The sequence below is a fragment of the Streptomyces sp. NPDC048171 genome (genome assembly GCF_043202655.1).
Taxonomy (GTDB): Bacteria; Actinomycetota; Actinomycetes; order Streptomycetales; family Streptomycetaceae; genus Streptomyces.
This window is the reverse complement of the sequence record NZ_JBIDAU010000012.1, coordinates 94,123-114,068: the sequence shown is the minus strand read 5'-3', so window position 1 is coordinate 114,068 and position 19,946 is coordinate 94,123. Positions and strand designations below refer to the sequence as shown.

The window sequence follows — 19,946 nt, the reverse complement described above, 5'->3', positions numbered from 1 at the left end:
GAGGGGTGCGTCAGCCCTTGATGGCGCCGGCCATCACGCCGGAGACGATGCGCCGGGCGAGCAGGGTGAAGGCCGCGAGGACGGGCAGGACGGAGACGACGACGCCGGCGAGCATCAGGGTGTAGTCCGTGTAGTAGCCGGCGGCCAGCTGGTTGAGGGCGATCTGCACGGTGCCGTTCTCCGGCGGCAGCGCGATCAGCGGCCAGAAGTAGTCGTTCCAGGCGAACATGAAGGTGAACATGGCGAGTACCGTCGCCGTCGTCCGCACCCCAGGCACCACCACGTGCCAGTAGGTGCGCAGGAGTCCGGCGCCGTCCATGCGGGCGGCCTCGATCAGTTCGTCGGGGATGTTCTCCTCGACGGCCTGGCGCATCCAGAAGACGCCCACTGCGGAGACCAGCGCGGGCACGATCAGCGCGGACAGCTTGCCGTACAGGCCCAGGTCGGTGACGAGCATGTACAGCGGGATGATGCCGAGCTGGGTCGGGACCATGACGGTGATCACCACGCACACCAGCAACGGGTTGCGGCCCCGGAAGCGGAGCTTGGCGAAGGCGAAGCCGGCCAGGGAGGAGAGCAGCACGTTGCTGACGGCGGTGGTACCGGCGACGACGAAGGAGTTGCCGAGGGCCTGCCAGAAGGCGGACAGCTCGAAGACGCGCTGGATGTTCTCGAACAGGTGACCGCCGGGCACCAGCGGCGGTGTGGAGCCGGCGAGGACGGAGTTGTCGTCGTGCGAGGCGACGACGACGCTCCAGTACAGAGGGAAGACGGAGGCGGCGGTGATGGCCGCCAGGAGGGCGTAGGCGAGGGGTCCGGCCTTGTCGAGCCTGCCGGGTCCGCGCTTCGGGACGGTTCTCGGGGCGCGGCGGCGGGCGGTGGCACCGGGACCGGGTGCCGGGACGCGGGGTGGTGTGGTGACGGCCATGGGGGTCTCCAGGTTGCCGGGGCGGCGGTCAGCCGCGCTCGGAGCGGCGTGCCAGCAGGAAGTTCACGGCGGCGACGACCGCGATGACGAGGAAGAGCACCCAGGAGACGGCCGAGGCGTACCCGGCGTCGTTGTTGATGAAGCCGTACTTGTACAGCATCAGTGTGAGCGTCTGGAACTGGTGCTCGGCGCCGCCCTCCGCGTTGCCCTGCTGGTCGAACAGGAAGGGCTCGGCGAAGAGTTGCAGGCCGCCGATGGTGGAGATGACGACGGTGAAGACGACGGTCGGCCGGATGGCCGGCAGGGTGACCTTCCGGAAGGTGAGCAGGCGGCCCGCGCCGTCGATCTGCGCGGACTCGTACAGGTCGCGCGGTACGGCCTGCATGGCCGCGAGGTAGATCAGTGCGTTGTAGCCCGTCCAGCGCCACATGACCATGAAACTGATGGCGAGGTGCGAACTCCAGGTGTCCGCGGTCCAGTCGATCGGGTCGCTGATCAGTCCCGTGCCCTCCAGGACCCAGTTGACGATGCCGAAGTCCCGCCCGAAGAGCTGCGAGAACACCAGGGCGACGGCCACCACGGAGACGTACTGGGGCACCAGGACCAGGGCCCGCCACACGCTCTGGGCGCGCAGGTGGCGGTCGAGGAGCCAGGCGACGCCCAGGGCCGCGAGCAGCTGCGGGGCCGTGGAGAGCACGAAGATGCTGAGCGTGTTGAAGGTGGCGGTGTAGAAGTCCGAGTCCTCCAGCAGCCGGCTGAAGTTCGCGAGACCGACCCACTCCCCCGCGCCGGCGAGGCGGTCCCAGTCGTGCAGGGACACCCAGAACGTCTGGAGCAGCGGATAGAGCCCGAAGACACCGAAGACGAGGAAGAAGGGGGCGATGAACAGGTAGGGGAGCAGATGGCGCTCCGGGCGGATGCGACGAGAGGGCTTCGCCCCGGCGGGCGGGTCCGTGGTGGTGGCGGCCTGGAGCGCCATGCTGGTCTCCGAAACGGGGAGGGGCTGGAGGGCTGGGGAGGGAGGGTGGCGGCGCGCGCGGGGGCCGCGCCGCCCGTCCGGCGTCAGCGGATGTTCTTGGCGGCTTCGTCGAGCGCCTTGTCCCATGCCTCCTCCGGGTCCGCCTTGCCCTGTTCGACGAGCTGCAGTGCGTTGCCGAAGGGGATGCGGGCCTGCTGGTCCTTGGTGCCGCGGTAGTTGGGCTTGAGGCTCTTGGCGGAGGAGGCGAAGATCTCGCCCGTCGGGGCGTCGTTGAAGTACTCGGACTTCGTGCCCCGCACCTCGGGGTCCTCCAGGACGGGGACGAGTGAGGGCAGCGCGCCGACCGGGCCGGTGAAGATCTTCTTCTGTGCGGCGGCCGAGGTGAGGAAGCGGGCCAGTTCGGCCGCCTCCTCGGCGTGCTTGCTCTGCTTCGGCACGGTCAGGAAGGAGCCTCCCCAGTTGCCGCCGCCGCCCGGCACCGCGGCGATGTCCCACTTCCCGGTGCCTGCCTCGCCGGCGGCGGTCGCGATCTGTCCGGTCATCCAGGCGGGGCAGGTCATGGTGGCCATCCGGCCCTGCTTGATGCCGGCGTTCCACTGCTGGCTGAAGGGCTGGAGGTTGGCCGACTGCTCGTCCGCCGTCGCCTCGGCGCTCGCCATGAAGAACTCACGGACCTTGGGGTTCGTCTCCCCCACGTACTGGTCCCGGGCGTCGAAGAAACCGAACTCGGTCTGATTCATCATCGCCGTGAAGACGTTGCCCGAACTGTCGAACCATGCCTTGTCCTTCACCCGGTCCTGGAACTTCTCCCCGGTGGCGAAGTAGGCGTCCCAGGTGGGCCAGAGCTTCCCGACCTCGGTACGGTCCGTGGGCAGCCCGGCCTTCTCGAACAGGTCCTTTCGGTAGCAGATGGCGAGGCTGCCGACGTCCGTGCCGTATCCCATGACGAAGCCGGGCGTGCCGAGCGTGCCCTGCTCCCACTTCCAGTCCAGGTACTCGTCCTCGCGGTCCAGGGCGCCGAAGTCGGCGAGGTTGGTGAACTTGTCCTTCACCGCACGGAACTTGGGCAGGTAGCCCTCCTCGATGGCGACCACGTCGGCGGCACCGCTTCCGGAGGCGATCTGGGTCGAGAGCTGGTTGTGGTGCTGGTCGAACTGGGAGATGCGTTCCTTGACGTCGACGTCGGGGTGGGTGCGCTCGTACTCCTCGATGAGGGGCTTGTAGCCGAAGTCGCTGAACGTGGCGACGGTCAGGGTGAGTCTGCCGTCGGCCGTGTCGGAGCCCGAGCCGCAGGCGGACAGGGCGAGGAGAGCGGTGGCGGCACAGAGCGCGGCGGCGGTTCTGCGGGCACGCGTACGGCCCATGGTGGTCCTCCGGAGCAGGGGGCGTGGATGAGTGGCAACAAGGTCGCCGCCCCCGAAAACAAAGTCAAGAGTTTCGCGAAAACTTTAGTAGTGGGGTGGTCTACCTGCGTATTCACCCCGACTGGCGCGGTGTTCTGCAAAGTTTCGTAGCGTCAGGCTCGCGAGCTGCCCGGTTCTACGAAAATTTCGCAGCTGGTTGACCCGGCCCTCCGCCCACCGCACCATGCGAGCGCCGTGACCCTACGAAGCGGAGACAGACATGACGCACAAGAGACGGGCGTTCGGCGCGGGCGTCGCCGCCGCCGTCCTGCTCGCCCTGACCGGGCTGCCCTCGGCCGCCGCGGCGGATCCGGCCCCGCCGGCCCCCGCCGACGGCAAGGTCATGCTGGTGATGGGCCAGGACAGCGACACGCTCAGCGACTACCGCAGGGACGTGCTGGACGATCCGGCGCTCGGGGCACCGGATCCCGGTGGCGTGACGCTGTACACCAACCTGGTCCTGGGCGGCTCCCCCGAAGCCCTGGCCGGGATGACCGGACCGGCCGACTGGGGCGCCGGGACGGTCGACTTCGCCCGGACGATGCGCGAGTACCCGAACGCGACCGTCGCCGTCGGCCTGTACCTCTCCGACGCCACCTCCGGCTGCACCAACCAGCCGCTGCGCGCCATCATCGGCCGCGACGACGCGGACGTCACCGCCGGGAACCCGAACCTCGTCACGCGGTACCGCGCCAAGGTCGACGAGATGATCAACCGGTTCAAGAGCTACGACCGGGACATCCTGCTGCGCATCGGCTACGAGTTCGACGGCCCCTGGAACTGCTACAACTCCGAGTTCTACAAGGACGCCTTCCGCTACATCAAGGGGCGCGTCGACGCCCTCGGCGCCACCCGGGTCGCCACCGTGTGGCAGAGCGCCGCATGGCCGGTGAACACCCACCCGGACCATCCCGAGTGGAACTACGTCGTGACCGACCCCGGCCACCTGGACGACTGGTATCCCGGTGACCAGTACGTCGACTGGGTCGGGCTGTCCTCGTTCTACAACTCCCGTTCGGTGCGCACCCAGTGGGGCTGCGGGACGTACGACACCGATCCGGTCGGCCTCCAGGACCGGCTCCTCGACTTCGCCCGCGCGCACGGCAAGCCCGCCATGGTGTCGGAGGCCGCGCCGCAGGGCGCCCGCACCGGCGCCGGGACCACGAGCTGCATCTTCCGCAACAGCCCGGCGCCTTCCAGCGGCCAGGCGATCTGGGACGGCTGGCACGCCGGGTACTTCGACTGGGTGGAGCGCAACAAGGACGTCATCCGCGCCGCGGCCTACATCAACACGGACTGGGACGCCCAGACCCAGTGGCAGTGCGCGAGCGGCGCGCAGGCCGGCGGTCCCGGCTGCGTCAACGGCAACTGGGGCGACTCCCGCGTGCAGGCCGACCCCACCGTGCTCGCCCGATTCCTCGACGAGATCAGGAAGCCGACATGGACGCACAACGAGTGAGAACCGTCCTGCGGTCCCTGACCGCCGCCACGCTCGCGGTTCTTCTGTTCCTGCCCGTGGGCACCGGATCCGCCCGGGCGGCGGAGGCCACGACCACCGCGGCCGCGCCGCCCGAACTGCTCCTCGGCCAGTCCACCAGGGGTGCCTGGGACGACTTCCACACCTTCGGGCAGAACGCCGACGGCGGCTCCGTCTACTACGAGCTGCGCGGCGGCGACTGGGTGAACCCCGCCCACCGCGCGTACGCCACCCTCCTCGCCGAGCAGGGGAAGACCGTCCAGGTCGGCATCAGCTGGAAGGACAACCCGCCCGGCTTCGAGGGCGGCGACGAGAACGCCAAGGCGGCACGGTCCCGGGCGGTCACCGCCGAGCTGGCCGCCGGCGGCCACACCGCCTCCCTCGACCGGCTGCTGGCCTTCACCGAGGCCCACCCCCGGGCCCGCTTCAAGCTGCGGCTGGACTACGAGGTGAGCAGCTTCTACCACTGCACCGACGCGAGCTGCTCCTCGTACAAGAACGCCTTCAACCGCCTCGCGGCCCATCTCGACAGCCGGTCCACCGCGCACAACCTGGAGTACGTCTTCCACCCGGTGCGCGGCGAGTTCGAGACGATGTACCCGGGTGACGCCGCGGTCGACTGGATGGGCGTCTCGGTCTTCGCCCACGAACTGTGCCTGCCCATCTACGACCGGGGGCCCCTGTACAACGGGACGCCGCCGCAGAACTACGACGTGGCCGCCCAGCAGTGCCGCAACGCGTACATCGGCACCGACGCGCACGGCAACCCGGCCGCCGTGTGGCGGAACTTCGACCACGACGCCAACGTGCTGAAGCTGCTGAAGTTCGCCAGGGACCACGGCAAACCGGTCGTGGTCTCGGAGGCGGGCCTGATGAACTTCACGGCCGACGGCACCTCCACCGACGGCCTGGAGCAGCAGACCGGTGACCTGTGGGTGAAGCGCCTGTTCTCCCTCATGAACTACCGGGGGCCGATTCCCAACCTGCCCGGGACGCACGACCTGACCGGGGTGATCCGCTCGATCGCCTACATCAACCTGGACTTCCGCTACGGCTGGGACGGCATCGACGACGGGAGTTTCGACTTCCCGCCGGACACCACCTGGTTCGTCGACGGGAGGCTCTCCCGGTACGGCGCGGCGAAGACCTCGTTCTGCCAGGGCCTGGCGGCGAACGGATTCACCGCTCGCTGCCGGTGACGGGGTGACCGGGCGAAGGCGGGCGGGCCGCGGTCCGCCCGCCTTCGCCCGGGTCACCGCCTCCCGCGACGGGGGGCCTTCGCCGCCGCGGGCAGCGCCCGGACGCCGTCCGACGCGCCCGGCAGCCCGCTCCGGACGGCCGATTCCTCCCTCGCCGCCTGCTCGGGGTGTCTCGCCGCCCAGTAGGGGTTGTCGTGCGAGAGCTTGCTGGAGACCCGGCCGTACATGCCGAACGTGGCGATGAACAGTCCCATGACGAAACTGAAGATCACGTTGCTCATGCCGAAGCCCAGGATGTTGGCCGGACGGTCCAGCACGAAGATGTGCGCGAAGCCGCTCAGGAAGAAGAGCGCGCCCACCACGATGTTGAGGGTGGAGGCGACATTGCCGCCGATCACCGCCCCGCCGAGCAGCGCCAGTCCCACCACGGTGGAGATGACGCTGAGGGCGACGTTCGTGGTCATCCCGGCGACCGTGCCGCCCCCCGTGCGGAACGGGCTGAGCGCGTCGGCGAAGCCGAGGGCGGCGAAGGCCAGCAGGACGAGACCACAGAATCCGGCACCGTAGCGGTAGACGCTCGCGAGGTGGTGATCGACGGGCAGTTCGTCTCGAAGCTTCATGCACCTGTTTCGCCGGCCGCGCCCGGATCGGATGCGCCGGCACGCCGTTCACCCGGATGGAGCAGAGGGCTCGCCGCGTGCGCCCTGCGCGACGGGCGCGGTCGCGCCGTTGCCCTCATGATCTCGTATCAGGGACGAATCGGAGTGAGCGCCGGAAGGAAGCGGTCATGGGAAGCACCGTGCACTGGCTCTTCGGGGACCAGCTCGGGCCGCACTTCCTCGCGCCGGGCGAACACGGCCCCGGCCGGGACACACCGCTGCTCATGGTGGAGGCCCGGTCGGTGTTCCGGCGCCGCCGCTTCCACCGGGCCAAGGCGCACCTGGTGCTCTCCGCCATGCGGCACCGGGCCGCCGAACTGGGCGACCGGGTGACCTATGTACGGGCGGACACCTACCGGGAGGGTCTGGACCGGGCCGCCCGCGGCCGGGAGGTCACCGTCCACCACCCGACCTCGTACGCCGCCCTCCGGCTGGTCCGCTCCCTCCCCCGGGTCACCGTCGGCCCGGCGCGGGGGTTCATGGTCCCGACGGACGACTTCGCGGCGTGGGCGGACGGGCACGGCGGCAAGCGGCTGCGGCAGGAGGACTTCTACCGCTGGGTGCGCCGGCGGCACGAGCTGCTGATGGACGCCGACAGCCCCGCGGGCGGTCGCTGGAACTTCGACCACGACAACCGGCGGCCGCCCCCGCGCGAGGCCGACACCCTGCCGGTTCCCGCGCCCTACCGGCCGCGCGAGGACGAGATCGACCAGGAGGTCCGCCGCGACCTCGACCGATGGGAGAAGGACGGCGGGGTCTCCTTCGTCGGACGCGACGGGCCGCGGCTGTTCCCGGCCACCCGCACCGAGGCGCGGGCCGCGCTCAAACGCTTCCTGGCACGTCGGCTGGGCAGCTTCGGGCCGTACGAGGACGCCATGCTCGCCGCCGACCCCGTGATGAGCCACAGCCTGCTGTCGTCCTCGCTCAACCTCGGTCTGCTCGACCCCGTGGAGTGCGCGGAGCGCGCGGAGGCGGAGTGGCGCGCCGGCCGGGCGCCGATGGGCAGCGTGGAGGGGTTCGTCCGGCAGATCGCCGGCTGGCGCGAGTACGTGTGGCAGCTGTACTGGTACTTCGGTGAGGAGTACCGGCGGTCCAACGAGCTGCGCCACACCGCCCCGCTCCCGGACTGGTGGAGCGAGCTGGACGCGGACGCGGTGCGGGCGCGCTGCCTGCACACGGTGCTGGCCCAGGTGCGGGACACGGGGTGGACCCACCACATCCCCCGGCTGATGGTCCTCGGCAGCCACGCCCTCCAGCGCGGCTGGGACCCCGCCGCGGTGACGGACTGGTTCCACCGCTGCTTCGTGGACGGCTACGACTGGGTCATGGTGCCCAACGTCGTCGGCATGTCCCAGTACGCCGACGGCGGCCGGATGACGACCAAGCCCTACACGTCGGGCGGCGCCTACGTGCACCGGATGAGCGACCTGTGCGGACCGTGCCACTACCGGCCGGGCGACCGGACCGGCGAGCACGCCTGCCCCTACACCGCGGGCTACTGGACCTTCCTCGACCGGCACCGGGAGCGGCTCGGCCACAACCACCGCACCGCCCGTCCGGTGCGGCAGCTGGACCGGCTCACCGACCTGGCCGACGTGCGCCGCCAGGAACGGGCCCGCGGCGACGCGCCTCCTTGAGCGGCGGCCTCGAGCGACGGACGGGAATCCGGCGCATCCGTTCGGGTCCGCCCGGCGGAAGCACGGGTGTGCAAATGACCGGGAGCGAGAAGGGGTTGTGCATGCTGGGACCGCCGTCCACGGTGACCGAGCCGGTCAGACCGGCCGACGGCCCGCTCACGGCCCGCGACGCCGTCCGGGCGGCCGAGGCGGAACTCGACGCCGTCCTCGACGCCAGGCTGCGGCAGGCCCGCGAGGTCGATCCCGTGTACGCCCGCGACGTCGCCGAGCGTGTCGCCGCCTTCGTACGGCGCGGCGGCAAGCGGCTGCGCACGGCGTTCGCCTGGTGCGGATGGCGGGCCGCCGGCGGAGCCGGGGACGTCACGGCTGTCCTGCGCACGGGCGCGGCCCTGGAACTCGTCCAGGCGTGCGCACTCGTCCACGACGACGTGATGGACGGATCACCGCTGCGCCGCGGCGCGCCCGCCGTCCACGTCGACCTCGCCCGCGCGCACCTCGCCGCGGGGATGAGCGGCTCCGCCGACGCCTTCGGCGCGTCCGCCGCCGTACTCGTCGGCGATCTGGCGCTGGCGTGGGCGGACGACCTGCTGACCGAGACGGCGCTCCGGTCGCCGTACGGTGCACGGCTGCACCAGGAGTGGCAGGACATGCGCGGCGAGATGGTCGCCGGCCAGTACCGTGACCTGCACGCGCAGGCCACCGGGGCGTCGGGCGTCGACGAGGCGCTGAGCGTCGCCACCCTCAAGAGCGCCCTGTACACGGTCGAACGACCGCTGGCGCTGGGCGCGGTGCTGGGCGGTGCCGACGGGCCCGCCCTGGACGCGCTGCGGGCCGCCGGACGGTGTGCCGGGCTCGCCTTCCAGCTCCGCGACGACCTGCTCGGCGCCTTCGGCGACCCGGCGGTGACGGGTAAACCGGCCGACGACGACCTGCGCACGCGCAAGCTGACGTGTCTGCTCGCGGTCGGCCTCAGGGCGGCCGAGTCCGGCGGCGACGCGGACGCCGCCGACGCGCTCGCCCCGGGGGCGGGGGCCGGCGCGGACGACGAGGTGGGCCGGATGCGCGACGCGCTGGAACGCACCGGGGCGCGGGCCGTCGTCGAGGCGACCATCGCGGAGCTGGCCGCGAAGAGTCTGCGGCACTTCGCCCGGACCGGCGCCGAGCCCGCCGTGAGCCTGGAGTTCACCGCCCTGGTGGAGCGGGCGTCCGGTGTCGTCGCGGGGCGCACCACCGGGGAGGCCGCGTGAGGACGGTGACGGGCCCGACGGATCACGTGGTCGTGGTGGGCGCAGGCCTCTCCGGGCTGGCCTGCGCGCTGCACCTGCTGGGCGCGGGCCGCCGGGTGACGGTCGTCGAGCGGGACGACGGGCCGGGCGGGCGGGCGGGCCGGGTGAGCCTGGGCGGCTACGAGATCGACACCGGGCCCACGGTGCTGACCATGCCGCACCTGGCCGACGAGGCGTTCGCCGCCGTGGGCGACCGCCTCGACCGCCACGTCGAGCTGACGGCCCTGCATCCGGCGTACCGGGCGAGTTTCGCCGACGGGACCGCCCTCGACGTCCACACCGATGGCGACGCGATGGAGGCGGAGGTGAGGCGGTTCGCGGGTCCGGCCGAGGCGGTGGGCTACCGCGGGCTGCGGAACTGGCTGGAGCGGCTGTACCGGGCACAGATGCGGCGCTTCATCGACACGAACTTCGACTCGCCCTTCCAACTGCTCCACCCCGACCTGGCCCGGCTGGCGGCGCTGGGCGGCTTCGGGCGGCTGGACCGGCGGATCGGCCGCTTCATCGCCGACCCGCGGCTGCGCCGTGTCTTCTCCTTCCAGGCGCTGTACGCGGGTGTCGCCCCGGCCCGGGCCCTCGCGGCGTACGCGGTGATCGCCTACATGGACACCGTGGCCGGCGTCTGGTTCCCCAAGGGCGGCATGCACGCGCTGCCCCGCGGGATGGCGGACGCGGCGGGCGCGGCGGGGGCCGGGTTCCGCTGGTCGTCCGAGGTGACGTCGCTGGAGCGGTCGGCGGGCCGGGTACGGGCCGTGCGGCTGGCCTCCGGGGAGCGGATCCCGTGCGACGCCGTGGTGCTGACCTCCGAACTGCCCGCCGCGCACCGGCTTCTGGGGCGCACGCCGAGGCGTCCGGTGCAGCTGCGGCACTCGCCCTCGGCGGTCGTCCTGCACGCCGGAACGGACCGGACGTGGCCCGGTCTCGCCCACCACACGCTGTCCTTCGGCGGCGCCTGGGAAGCCACCTTCGACGAACTGACCCGCACGGGGCGGCTGATGAGCGACCCGTCCCTGCTGATCACCCGGCCGACGACGCACGACCCCGGCCTCGCACCGCCGGGCCGGCACCTCCACTACGTCCTCGCACCGTGCCCGAACACCGACGTGGGCCCCTCGGCCGCCGCGTGGCGGGACCTGGGGCCCCGCTACCGGGACCACCTGGTCGCCGAGCTGGAGCGGCGGGGACTGGACGGGTTCGCGGCCGGCGTCCAGGAAGAGCTGCTGGTCACCCCGCTGGACTGGGCGGCGCAGGGGCACGCGGCGGGCAGCCCCTTCTCGGTCTCGCACACCTTCGCCCAGACCGGCCCGTTCCGCCCCCGCAACCTGGTGCGCGGCGTGGACAACGTCGTACTGGCGGGCTGCGGCACCACCCCGGGCGTCGGCGTGCCGACCGTGCTGATCAGCGGCAAGCTCGCCGCCGCACGGATCACCGGCGGGGTCCGTGCCGCCGCCCGTACCGTGCACCCCCGTCCGGCGCCACGAGCCGAGCGTGCCGATGTCACCCCGACCGCGGAAGGCTCCCATGGCCCGTCGTGAACTGGATGCCGCGCACATCACCGATCCCGGCCTGCGCGCCGACTACACGCTGTGCAGACGGCTCAACGCCCGTCACGGCAAGACCTACTTCCTGGCCACCCGGCTGCTCCCGCTGGAGCGCCGCGCCCGCGTGCACGCGCTGTACGGCTTCGCCCGCTGGGCCGACGACATCGTCGACGACCTGGACCGGCACCGCACACCGGCGGAACGCGACCGGCTGCTGCGGGTTCTGGAGAGCGACCTCGCGCACGGGCTGCGGACCGGTGAGGGGACCGAGCCCGTGGTCCGGGCGGTCGCCGACACCGCCGCACGGCACGGCATCGAGCACTCGCTGTTCGCCGACTTCCTCGTGTCGATGCGCGGCGATCTGCACGTCACGGACTACCCGACCTACGCCGACCTGCGGGCCTACATGCACGGCTCGGCCGCGGTGATCGGCCTCCAGATGCTGCCGGTGCTGGGCACGGTCGTCCCCCGCGAGGAGGCCGCCCCGCACGCGGCCGACCTCGGGGTCGCCTTCCAGCTCACCAACTTCCTGCGGGACGTCGGCGAGGACCTGGACCGGGGCCGCGTGTACCTGCCGGCCGACCTGCTCGCCGCGCACGGTGTGGACCGGCCGCTGCTGGAGTGGAGCCGGCGTACGGGACGCCGGGACCCTCGGATCCGCGCGGCGCTCGTCGCCGCCGAGGCCATGACGCGGGAGGTGTACCGGGCGGCGGAGCCGGGCATCGCCATGCTCGATCCACGGGTGCGTCCCTGCATCCGCACCGCGTTCACGCTCTACGGCGGGATTCTCGACGCGATCGCGGAGCAGGACTACACCGTGGTGCACCGCCGTGCCGTGGTCTCGCGCGGGCGTCGCGCGGCCACGGCCGCCGCCGGAGTGGTGGGCGTCGTACGCGCCCGCCGGCGTGCCCGCGGCACGCACCCGGCGCCGCGGACGGGCGACGCGGCGCCCCGGACGAAAGGACCCGTGCAGTGAGTGACCGAGCGGACCGGGCGGGCTGGACCCCGCCGCTGCGGCGGCGCGGCCGGTCGGACTGGGCGACCCAGACCCCGACGTGGCGTCAGGCGCGCCCGGCACTGATCGACGACGCCCTCAAACGAGCCTGCGCGCGCCCCTCGGGCAACTGGTTCGTCGTCGGTGCCTCCCGGGACGTGCGCACCGGTGGCCACCCCTGTGGCAGAACCGTGGGCGGCACCGAGGTGGTGCTGTGGCGGTCGGAGACCGGTGAGCTGCGCGCGGGCCCGGGGGCGTGTCCGCATCTGGGCGCGCCCCTGCGGGAGAGCCGGGTGGTGTGCGGGACCCTGGTGTGCCACTGGCACGGACTGGCCCTGGACGGCGGGCCGTTCGCGGGGTGGGAGCCGTTCCCGGTCCACGACGACGGTGTCCTGGTGTGGGTCCGGCTGGACGCGGTCGGCGGTGAGGAGCCGTCGGAGCGTCCCGTGGTCCCGGAGCGTCCCGCGCCGGGCGGCGGTGTGGACGCCGTCTTCACGGCCGTCGGGCGGTGCGAGCCGCAGGACGTGGTCGCCAACCGGCTCGATCCGTGGCACGGCTCGTGGTTCCACCCGTACTCGTTCGTGGATCTGACGGTGGCCCGGCCGCCGCTGGGCGACGAGGACGACGCCTTCGTGGTAGACGTGTCGTTCCGGGTGACGGGCCGTCTGGTCGTGCCGGTCCGGGCGGAGTTCACCGCGCCGGAGCCGCGTACGGTCGTCATGCGGATCACGGAGGGTGAGGGGTCCACGTCCGTCGTGGAGACCCATGCCACGCCGCTGACCGCCGAGGGGGCCGCGCGTCCGCGGACCGCCGTCGTCGAAGCGGTCGTCGCGGCCTCCGGCCGGCGGGGCTTCGCACTGGCGCGGGCCGCCGCGCCGGTGCTGCGGCCCTTGATGCGCCGGACGGCCGGGCGGCTGTGGCGCGACGACCTCGCCTACGCGGAGCGGCGGTGGGCGCTGCGCAGCACGGGCCGGTTCCCGGGCTGAGCGCGGCGGTTCCCGGCCCGGCCGAGGGCCCGCAGTACGGGTGACCGGCCGGCCCGGGGCACCGTCCACAGCACCTGGCCCCGGACTCCCCAGCCGGCGAGGAGGGCTCCGGCCGCCAGGAAGCCCGTGGTGGCCGCCCGTTCCATCAGGGCGACGGGCAGGTCGCAGCGGATGGCGTCGCCGGCCAGCGTCACGTTCGGGTGGGGGGTCACGACGGTGGGCCGCCGGGCGTGGGAGCCGACCGGGAAGAGAGGGCAGTCCGCGCGCCATTCGTGCCGGGCGTCGACGATCCGGGCCCGGCGTGTCTCGGGGTAGACCCGGCGGAGGCTGTCGAGGAGGCGGTTCTGCACGGTCTCGGGGCGGGCGTGGGCGGGGACCGCGTAGGCGTGCAGTTCCACCACCGACCCGCCGGTCCGGGCGGCCCAGCGGGCGGCCTCGCCCTCGTAGCGCTCCAGCACGCTGATGTTGTCCAGTCCGTCGTAGCCGCTGGTGCCGAGGAACCCGGCGCGGTCGGCGTGGACCGGCCGGTCCAGCCAGAGCCGGGAGACCAGGAAGGGCGGCGCGGTGCCGAGCGAGGCGATGTCCTCGCGCCAGGCCGGGGTGCCGAGCCCGGGTGACGCGGCGGTCAGTCCGCGCAGGGCTCCGGGGTCGAGGGCGAGCACGGCGGCGTCGTACCGGTCCAGGGCGTCGTCGGTGCGCACCTCCACTCCCCCGTCGTCGTCCGGGTGGACGCCGCGCACGGGGGTGCCGGTGCGGAGGTCGGTCCCGAGGCGCTGGAGGTAGTCGCCGAGCGGGTCCCACAGGGCCTGGGGGAACGGCTCGTCCGGCACGTCGAAGAGCAGGCCCTCGGCCGAGCCGAGGAAGTAGATGTGGAACATCAGCAGCAGTTCCGCGGCGGACAGTTCGCGCGGGTCCGCGAAGAAGCTGCGGGAGAACACCTCGAAGGCGAGATGGTGTGCGGCCTCGGGGAAGCGGACGCGTTCGAGGAACTCCGTGGCGCTCGTGGAGTCGAAGCGGTCGTAGACCTCGGGCACCCGGACGTCGAGGAGCGGCAGGGCGGCCCCGGCGTCCATGGCGGCGAGGTCGCGCCAGCCGAAGGTCGGGCTCAGGGCGACGAAGCCGAGCGCGCTGAGCGGCGGGGTGCGCGGGACCCGGGCGAAGCTGTCGGTCAGCCCGCCGCTGTGCCGCAGCGGGTAGTCGGGCAGGGGGCGCAGCCGGTCGAGTCCGGGGTCGGTCCGCCGCAGCAGGCCGCGCAGGTTGTAGTACTGGCGGAAGAAGGCGTGGAAGCCGCGGCTCATGGTGGCCCCGGATCCGTCGGCGAGGCGGGTGGGCCGGCCCGCCAGCCGTCCGCCGAGTGCGTCCTCGCGTTCGTACAGGGTCACGTGGGCGCCGCGTTCGGCCAGCAGGGTGGCCGCAGCCAGTCCGGCGATGCCCCCGCCGACCACGGCGACCGCCGGGGCGTCCCCGGGGTCGAGGCGGTCCCGGCCCGGCCCGGGCATCATGATCTCGGCCTTGCGGTCTCGTCCGCGCCGGGCCGCCGTCCGCCCGGCGCTCAACGGGCCACCTCCACCGGCGCGGCGGCGTTGCCGTTGCGGGCCAGGAAGGTGTGCACGATGCCGGTCTGCCACCCGGCGACGGGGGCCGCGCGTACGCCGGTGAACCCGGCGTCGGTGAGGCGCGCCGTGAAGGCGGGGGCGGTGTCGAAGTGGACGACGCTGTGCCACAGGTGCCGGTACAGGGCGCGGTCGCCGCTCAGGGTTCCCGCGGGAATGATGAGGCCCCGGCAGACGGCGTTCCACAGGGCGTGGTGGGCGGCCGAGCCGCTGAGGCTGTACTCGTGCACGGCGAGCCGGCCGCCCGGCCGCAACAGGGTGCGGACCGCGGCGAGGACGCCGTCCGGGTCGGTGACGTTGCGGAACAGGTAGGCGGCGAAGACCGCGTCGTACGGTCCCTCGCCGGTCGTGACGACTTCCTCCGCGGTCAGGTGCCGGAAACGGACCCGGGCCGGCCAGGGTTTGGCGAGGGCGCGCCGCAGCATCCCCGCCGAGGCGTCGACGGCGGTGATCCGGGCGCGGGGCGCGGCCCGCAGCAGGGCCCGGGTGGAGGTGCCGGTGCCGCAGCCGAGGTCCAGGACGTGCAGGCCGGCGCCGGCGCGGGGCAGCCGGAGCCGCCGCGCGGAGCGCAGGAGGTCGGTGCGGTATCCGGGGTTGAGGGCCGTGAGCCGGTCGTAGGTGTGCGAGGCGTGGTCGAAGGCGCGTGCCAGGTCGTGGTCGCGCAGCAGTGTCATCGGTGGTCGTCTCCGGTTCGTGGGGGGCGGTGCGGGCGCCGGGGCAGGAAGGGGAGTTCGAGGGCGGTGCGCAGCATCGGCCCCACGGGGGTGCGCAGGCCGATGCCCCATTCCTCCCACGGGGTGGTGTCGCCGTCGAGGAAGCGCAGCAGCCGGTGCGGCGGGATCCGCCGGAAGAGGCCGGTGAAGAAGTCGGGGCCGTCGATCCGGCCGGTGTCCAGGGCCCGCAGCAGCACCGCGTCCATGGCGAGGGCCCGCCGCCCGTGCGGAGGCGGCACCAGCGCGCGGCCCTGGCGCAGGGCCGCGGCGATCGCGCGGCTCTGCCGTTGCACGGCGGCGAAGGTGTATCCGGTCGCGGGCCGGGTGGCGCCGCCCGCGGTGCCGATCCGGAACACGGCGGGGCCCACCCGGCGGGCGAAGCGCGCGTCGGTCATCGGGATGACCCCCTGCTCCGCCGACTCCACGGTGAACGCCCCGAGTTCCAGGACGTCGTGGGTGTAGTGGGCCAGCGCCGCCTCGTACGCCTCGGTGGTCAGCGGGGTCCGGGAGAACTCGGTGTACTCGACGAGCGCGCGGTCCGGTGCCAGGGGCAGTACGTAGCCGAAGGCCAGGCCGTGCCGCGGTTGCGGGACGCGGAAGTCCATGAGGTCGGCCACGCCGGGGGCGAACCGGTGTGCGTCGGTGCGCACGAACCAGCCCCGGAAGTGCTGTGCCAGCCGGGTCCGGGCCGGGGGCAGGGCGGGCCGGGGGCGGGAGTCGAACACATGGCGTGCGCGGAGCAGCCGGGATGCGCCGTCGGGGGTGGTGCAGCGTACCTCCGCCGTGCCGTCGGCGGTGCTGCGCACCGTGTCCGCCGTGGCGCGCAGGACGCGTACGCCGGGGGCTCGCGCCAGCCGCGCGTGCACCAGCCGTTCGAAGTCCGTGGACCGGAGCATGCGGTAGCGCAGGGGTGCCGGGTCGACGGTGACGGCGCGGCCGTCGCCGCCGTGGACGCGCAGGCGGGACCAGGAGGCGCCGACCGCCGCACCGAAGTCGTCGGCACCGTGGGGGGCATGAGGGTCATCGGTGTCCTGATCCCAGTAGCACCAGGTCCGTTCGGGGGGTCGCAGTGGGCCGTCCGGGGCGTCCACGAGGGTGACGGTCGGGGAGGCGGAGGCCGCCAGCCGGAGCGCGAGGCTGAGTCCGGCCGCACCGCCGCCGACGATGACGACGTCCGACGTCACGTCGGGCGCGGGGGCGGGCCGGTTCACCTGGTGCGCCGTTCGACGACGGGTGTTCCGTCCGGGTCGGTGCGGACCAGTTCGGCGTCCGCCTCCAGCGCGTCGGCGACGGCCGCCACGACCCGGTGCGGGTCGCCTCCGGCCGGCATCGGCGGGGCCGTGCCCGCGACGGGACGGTCGGCGAAGCCCGTGTCGAGGTGTCCCGGCCGGACCTCCAGGACCCGGATGCCGCCGGTCCGTACCTCGCGGCGGGCCGCGTCGAGCCAGGCGCTCAGCGCCGCCTTGGAGGCGCTGTAGTCGGCCATGCCGGCCTGGGGACGCCGCGCGACGACACCGGTGAAGGCGGCGATCGCCGAGCCGGGGCCCAGGACGGTGAACGCGGCGCGGAAGAAGGCGGTGGGCGCGAGGACGTTGACGGCCGTCAGGTGCTCCGCGATCTCGTCGCCGACCTCCGCCGCCGGACCGAACGCCACCGACCCGAAGGCGGTGACGACGGCGTCCAGCCCGCCCAGTTCCCTCGCCGCGCCGTCGACGGCGCGGGCGCAGGACGCGGGGTCGTAGGCGTCGAACGTGACGGTCGGGGCGCCCGGATGGGCCCGTGCGGCCGACGCGAGCCGCGCGGGGTCGCGTCCCGCCAGTGCCGGCCGCGCTCCCCGGGCCCCGAGTTCGGCGGTGAGGGCACCGCCGAGGACGCCGGTGGCACCGGCCACCAGCACACGCGCGCCGTCGAGGTTCACTGTCCACTCCCGATCGCAGGGTCAGGGCGGCGGTCTCGCCCGTCGTCGGTGTCGTCCGGGTATTCCGTGTCCCGGCCCGTGATGGATGCGGTGGATGCCGTCCGGTCGGCGGTCAGCCGCCGGCCCGGTCGGCGAGCAGTTCCCGGGCGGCCCGGGTGCCCGAGGCGAGGGCGCCCTGCACGCTGCCGGTCGCGCGGTGGTCGCCGCAGACGTAGCGGCCGTCGGAGACACGCGTCGTGCGGCTCGTCGGCCACGGCGGCGTCATCGCGGGCAGTGCTCCCCGGACCGTGTACGTGGCGACGGGTGTCCAGTCGCCGGTGTCGGTGCCGTACAGCTCGGCCAGGCGGCGCAGGACGATCCCGTCCGCTCCGGGGCGGTCGGGGCCGAGCACGGAGGTGGAGACCAGCGAGGTGCCCGGGGGCGCGTAGGCGGGCGCGACCTCGGTCAGGACGCAGGTGTTCAGTACCGCGCCGGTGCCGTCCACGACTAGCGTGGGTTCGGCCAGGGGTGTGCGGGGCGCGGCGTGGTAGTAGGTGGTGACGGTACGGGTCTCCGGGACCTGATGGCCCGGCAGCAGACGTGCCGCGTCGGCGGCGTCCGTCGCCACCACCACGGACGGGACCGGCAGTTCCCGGCCGTCCGTCAGGAGTACTCCGGCGGCGGTGACCGCGTCGACGGGCGTCTCCAGCCGGAGCACTCCTTCGGGCAGACCGTCGGCCAGCTGTGCGGGGACGGCGCCGATCCCATCGGCGGGCAGACAGAGGGTCCCCCTGACCATGCTGCGCCAGACCAGGTGGAAGAAGCGTGCGGAGGTCTCCAGCCGGTCCTCCAGGAACACCCCGGACAGGAAGGGCCGCAGGATGTCGGTGACCACCGCGTCGGAGACTCCGGCGCGGGACAGGGCGTCTGCGGTGGACCGGTCGGGGCCCCGTTTGAGCAGGCCGGCGGGGAGCAGGGTGTCCCGGGCGGTGAGCGCGGCGAGGGCGGCCAGGTCACGGGCGTCCAGCACCCTCCCGGGCAGCAGCGTTCCCGCCGCCCTGGGACGCCGGGTCGGATCGGCGAGGCGGACCGCACCTGCCGGGGTGTACGCGACGATGCCCGGGGTGAAGGGCCGGAGGCGCAGGGCGCGCAGGTCGAGGCGCCGCTTGACCTGGGGGTAGGAGGTGTTGAACACCTGGAACCCGCGGTCCAGCACGAACCCGTCCCGCCGGTCCGTACGCATCCGTCCGCCCACCCCGTCGGACGCCTCCAGCAGCGCCACCCGCCGTCCGGCCCGGCACAGGTCCAGTGCGCAGGCCAGACCGGCGAGCCCTGCTCCGACGACGACCGTGTCCGGGGTCCCGTGCTGGTGAGCCGTCATGCGCGCCCCTCCTTCGACAACGGCCTCCGCCCGCCGGGAGACCTGATCCACCCGAGCACGTTCCGCCCGGTGAGGCCAGGCGGCACCGCCGTCGGGTACCCGAGAGGACGAGCGACGTCACCTGTGTACGACCGACTCCACCACCGCGACGGCCTCCGACAGGCCCGGCGGGTGCGGCAGCCCCGGTGAGGTCTGCCCGGCCCAGCCGGGGCCGAGCGTCAGCACCACGGGCTTCCTGCGGGCGCCGCGCACGCCCCACTCGATCGCCGAGACGTGCTGGGCGAGCGGCCGGCTGGCCGTGGTGCGGGACTGCGCCCACAGCCCCACCGCGGCCGGACCGGTCCTGCGGACGGCGGCCACGAGCGACTCGACGGGCAGGGCACCGCCGAACATGCGGACCGGCAGGCCCCGTTCGGCCAGCGCGGCGGCCAGGACCTCCAGGGGCAGCGTGTGGTTCTCCGCGGGCACGCAGGCGAGCACCGTGGTCGCGCCGGGCCGGTCGGCGACCACGGGCGGTGCGTGGCGGCGCAGGGCGCCGGAGACGTGCCAGGACAGGAAGTGCTCGACCTCGACGTACCGCTCGCCCGCGGTCTCCCACTTGCGTCCGACGGCCTGGAGCGTCGGCACGATCACCTCCGTCCAGGCGGCGACCAGACCGTGCTCCTCGATCGCGTCCTCCAGCAGTTTGTCAACGGCGGCGGCGTCGAGTCGCAGGGCCGAGCGGGCGATGCCCTTGCACTCCTGACGTACGTCGCCGAGCCGCATGCCGGTGCCGGCACGGCTGCGTTCCGGCGCCGGCGACCGGGGCGCGGTCCGGCGCGGGGGCGTGTCGGGGGCGGCTTCGCCGAGGGCCAGGCGGGCGGCTTCGGCGGGCGGCAGCCCGGTCGCGGTCAGCGCGCACATCCGTTCCAGCCGGGCGACGTCGGCGGCGGTCCAGCGGCGGTGCCGGCCGCCGGTGTGCGCGGCCGGGCCGAGCCCGTAGCGGCGGTCCCACGACCGGACGGTGGTCGGCGCCACCCCGAGACGCCGTGCCACCTCGCCGGTGGTCAGGCCGCCACCGTGCCGGGCATCCGCCTCGGCCTCGGCGTCGCTCTCATCATCCCTGTCCAGACGCACACTCCCATCTTACGACGCACAACCGACGCATGTTGTGCTGCGTCGTTCGCTCTCACAAGACTGTTTTCCAAGGGCTGCTGCCAACGCATCCCGCACCGTCCGGAACCCGCCGCGCGGCTGGCTCTCCGCCTCGGACA

At 73.5% G+C, this 19,946-nt stretch carries 17 protein-coding genes; 7 read left to right on the top strand and 10 right to left on the bottom strand.

Going from position 1 to position 19,946, the window contains the following annotated elements; genetic code table 11:
- Positions 1–10 precede the first annotated feature (10 nt).
- The 3 genes from ACGF3J_RS30885 to ACGF3J_RS30875 form a co-directional block, all read right to left on the bottom strand.
- Complete coding sequence (locus ACGF3J_RS30885; protein WP_161329025.1) at positions 11–928, bottom strand: carbohydrate ABC transporter permease; 918 nt, start codon at positions 926–928, stop codon at positions 11–13.
- Positions 929–956: 28 nt separating this feature from the next.
- The gene (locus ACGF3J_RS30880) at positions 957–1,907 is read right to left on the bottom strand and encodes a carbohydrate ABC transporter permease (RefSeq protein WP_122617897.1); all 951 of its coding nucleotides are present in this window, start codon (positions 1,905–1,907) and stop codon (positions 957–959) included.
- Between the two features lie 83 nt (positions 1,908–1,990).
- Positions 1,991–3,271, bottom strand: coding sequence for an extracellular solute-binding protein (locus ACGF3J_RS30875; protein WP_161329026.1), 1,281 nt, complete (start codon positions 3,269–3,271; stop codon positions 1,991–1,993).
- Between the two features lie 259 nt (positions 3,272–3,530).
- On the opposite strand from ACGF3J_RS30875, the gene ACGF3J_RS30870 reads away from it, so the two are divergent.
- Positions 3,531–4,769, top strand: a complete 1,239-nt coding sequence (locus ACGF3J_RS30870) for a glycoside hydrolase family 26 protein (RefSeq protein ID WP_237552541.1) — start codon at positions 3,531–3,533, stop codon at positions 4,767–4,769.
- The gene (locus ACGF3J_RS30865) at positions 4,751–5,986 is read left to right on the top strand and encodes a hypothetical protein (protein ID WP_393855244.1); all 1,236 of its coding nucleotides are present in this window, start codon (positions 4,751–4,753) and stop codon (positions 5,984–5,986) included. The genes ACGF3J_RS30870 and ACGF3J_RS30865 overlap by 19 nt, the downstream gene beginning before the upstream one ends.
- Positions 5,987–6,039: 53 nt before the next feature.
- On the opposite strand, the gene ACGF3J_RS30860 is transcribed toward ACGF3J_RS30865, so the two are convergent.
- Positions 6,040–6,606, bottom strand: a complete 567-nt coding sequence (locus ACGF3J_RS30860) for a DUF4383 domain-containing protein (protein ID WP_393855243.1) — start codon at positions 6,604–6,606, stop codon at positions 6,040–6,042.
- A 167-nt stretch (positions 6,607–6,773) separates the two neighbouring features.
- On the opposite strand from ACGF3J_RS30860, the gene ACGF3J_RS30855 reads away from it, so the two are divergent.
- The 5 genes from ACGF3J_RS30855 to ACGF3J_RS30835 all read left to right on the top strand — a co-directional run bounded on the left by ACGF3J_RS30855 (position 6,774) and on the right by ACGF3J_RS30835 (position 13,089).
- Entirely contained in the window at positions 6,774–8,282 is a 1,509-nt protein-coding gene (locus tag ACGF3J_RS30855) for a cryptochrome/photolyase family protein (RefSeq protein WP_202558162.1), read from the top strand.
- Positions 8,283–8,383: 101 nt separating this feature from the next.
- On the top strand, positions 8,384–9,529 hold the full coding sequence (locus ACGF3J_RS30850) for a polyprenyl synthetase family protein (RefSeq protein WP_393855242.1): 1,146 nt from the start codon (positions 8,384–8,386) through the stop codon (positions 9,527–9,529).
- The gene (gene crtI / locus ACGF3J_RS30845; protein ID WP_393855241.1) at positions 9,526–11,103 is read left to right on the top strand and encodes a phytoene desaturase family protein; all 1,578 of its coding nucleotides are present in this window, start codon (positions 9,526–9,528) and stop codon (positions 11,101–11,103) included. Before ACGF3J_RS30850 ends, crtI begins: the two co-directional genes overlap by 4 nt.
- Positions 11,090–12,085 carry a phytoene/squalene synthase family protein gene (locus ACGF3J_RS30840; RefSeq protein WP_384502480.1) on the top strand — a complete coding sequence of 332 codons (996 nt, stop codon included), beginning with the start codon at positions 11,090–11,092 and terminating at the stop codon, positions 12,083–12,085. Before crtI ends, ACGF3J_RS30840 begins: the two co-directional genes overlap by 14 nt.
- Complete coding sequence (locus ACGF3J_RS30835) at positions 12,082–13,089, top strand: DUF5914 domain-containing protein (RefSeq protein ID WP_393855240.1); 1,008 nt, start codon at positions 12,082–12,084, stop codon at positions 13,087–13,089. Before ACGF3J_RS30840 ends, ACGF3J_RS30835 begins: the two co-directional genes overlap by 4 nt.
- On the opposite strand, the gene ACGF3J_RS30830 is transcribed toward ACGF3J_RS30835, so the two are convergent.
- The 6 genes from ACGF3J_RS30830 to ACGF3J_RS30805 all read right to left on the bottom strand — a co-directional run bounded on the left by ACGF3J_RS30830 (position 13,038) and on the right by ACGF3J_RS30805 (position 19,803).
- On the bottom strand, positions 13,038–14,591 hold the full coding sequence (locus ACGF3J_RS30830; protein WP_393855352.1) for an FAD-dependent oxidoreductase: 1,554 nt from the start codon (positions 14,589–14,591) through the stop codon (positions 13,038–13,040). The two genes, ACGF3J_RS30835 and ACGF3J_RS30830, sit on opposite strands and share 52 nt — an antisense overlap.
- A gap of 50 nt (positions 14,592–14,641) precedes the next feature.
- Positions 14,642–15,376: a methyltransferase domain-containing protein gene (locus ACGF3J_RS30825; RefSeq protein WP_161327999.1), complete on the bottom strand. Its 735-nt coding sequence runs from the start codon at positions 15,374–15,376 to the stop codon at positions 14,642–14,644.
- Positions 15,373–16,626, bottom strand: a complete 1,254-nt coding sequence (locus ACGF3J_RS30820; protein ID WP_346346046.1) for a lycopene cyclase family protein — start codon at positions 16,624–16,626, stop codon at positions 15,373–15,375. Before ACGF3J_RS30820 ends, ACGF3J_RS30825 begins: the two co-directional genes overlap by 4 nt.
- Complete coding sequence (locus ACGF3J_RS30815; RefSeq protein ID WP_393855239.1) at positions 16,623–17,333, bottom strand: SDR family NAD(P)-dependent oxidoreductase; 711 nt, start codon at positions 17,331–17,333, stop codon at positions 16,623–16,625. Before ACGF3J_RS30815 ends, ACGF3J_RS30820 begins: the two co-directional genes overlap by 4 nt.
- Positions 17,334–17,445: 112 nt before the next feature.
- Entirely contained in the window at positions 17,446–18,693 is a 1,248-nt protein-coding gene (locus ACGF3J_RS30810) for an NAD(P)/FAD-dependent oxidoreductase (RefSeq protein ID WP_161331700.1), read from the bottom strand.
- Between the two features lie 117 nt (positions 18,694–18,810).
- Positions 18,811–19,803: a MerR family transcriptional regulator gene (locus ACGF3J_RS30805; RefSeq protein ID WP_161331732.1), complete on the bottom strand. Its 993-nt coding sequence runs from the start codon at positions 19,801–19,803 to the stop codon at positions 18,811–18,813.
- Positions 19,804–19,946 lie beyond the last annotated feature (143 nt).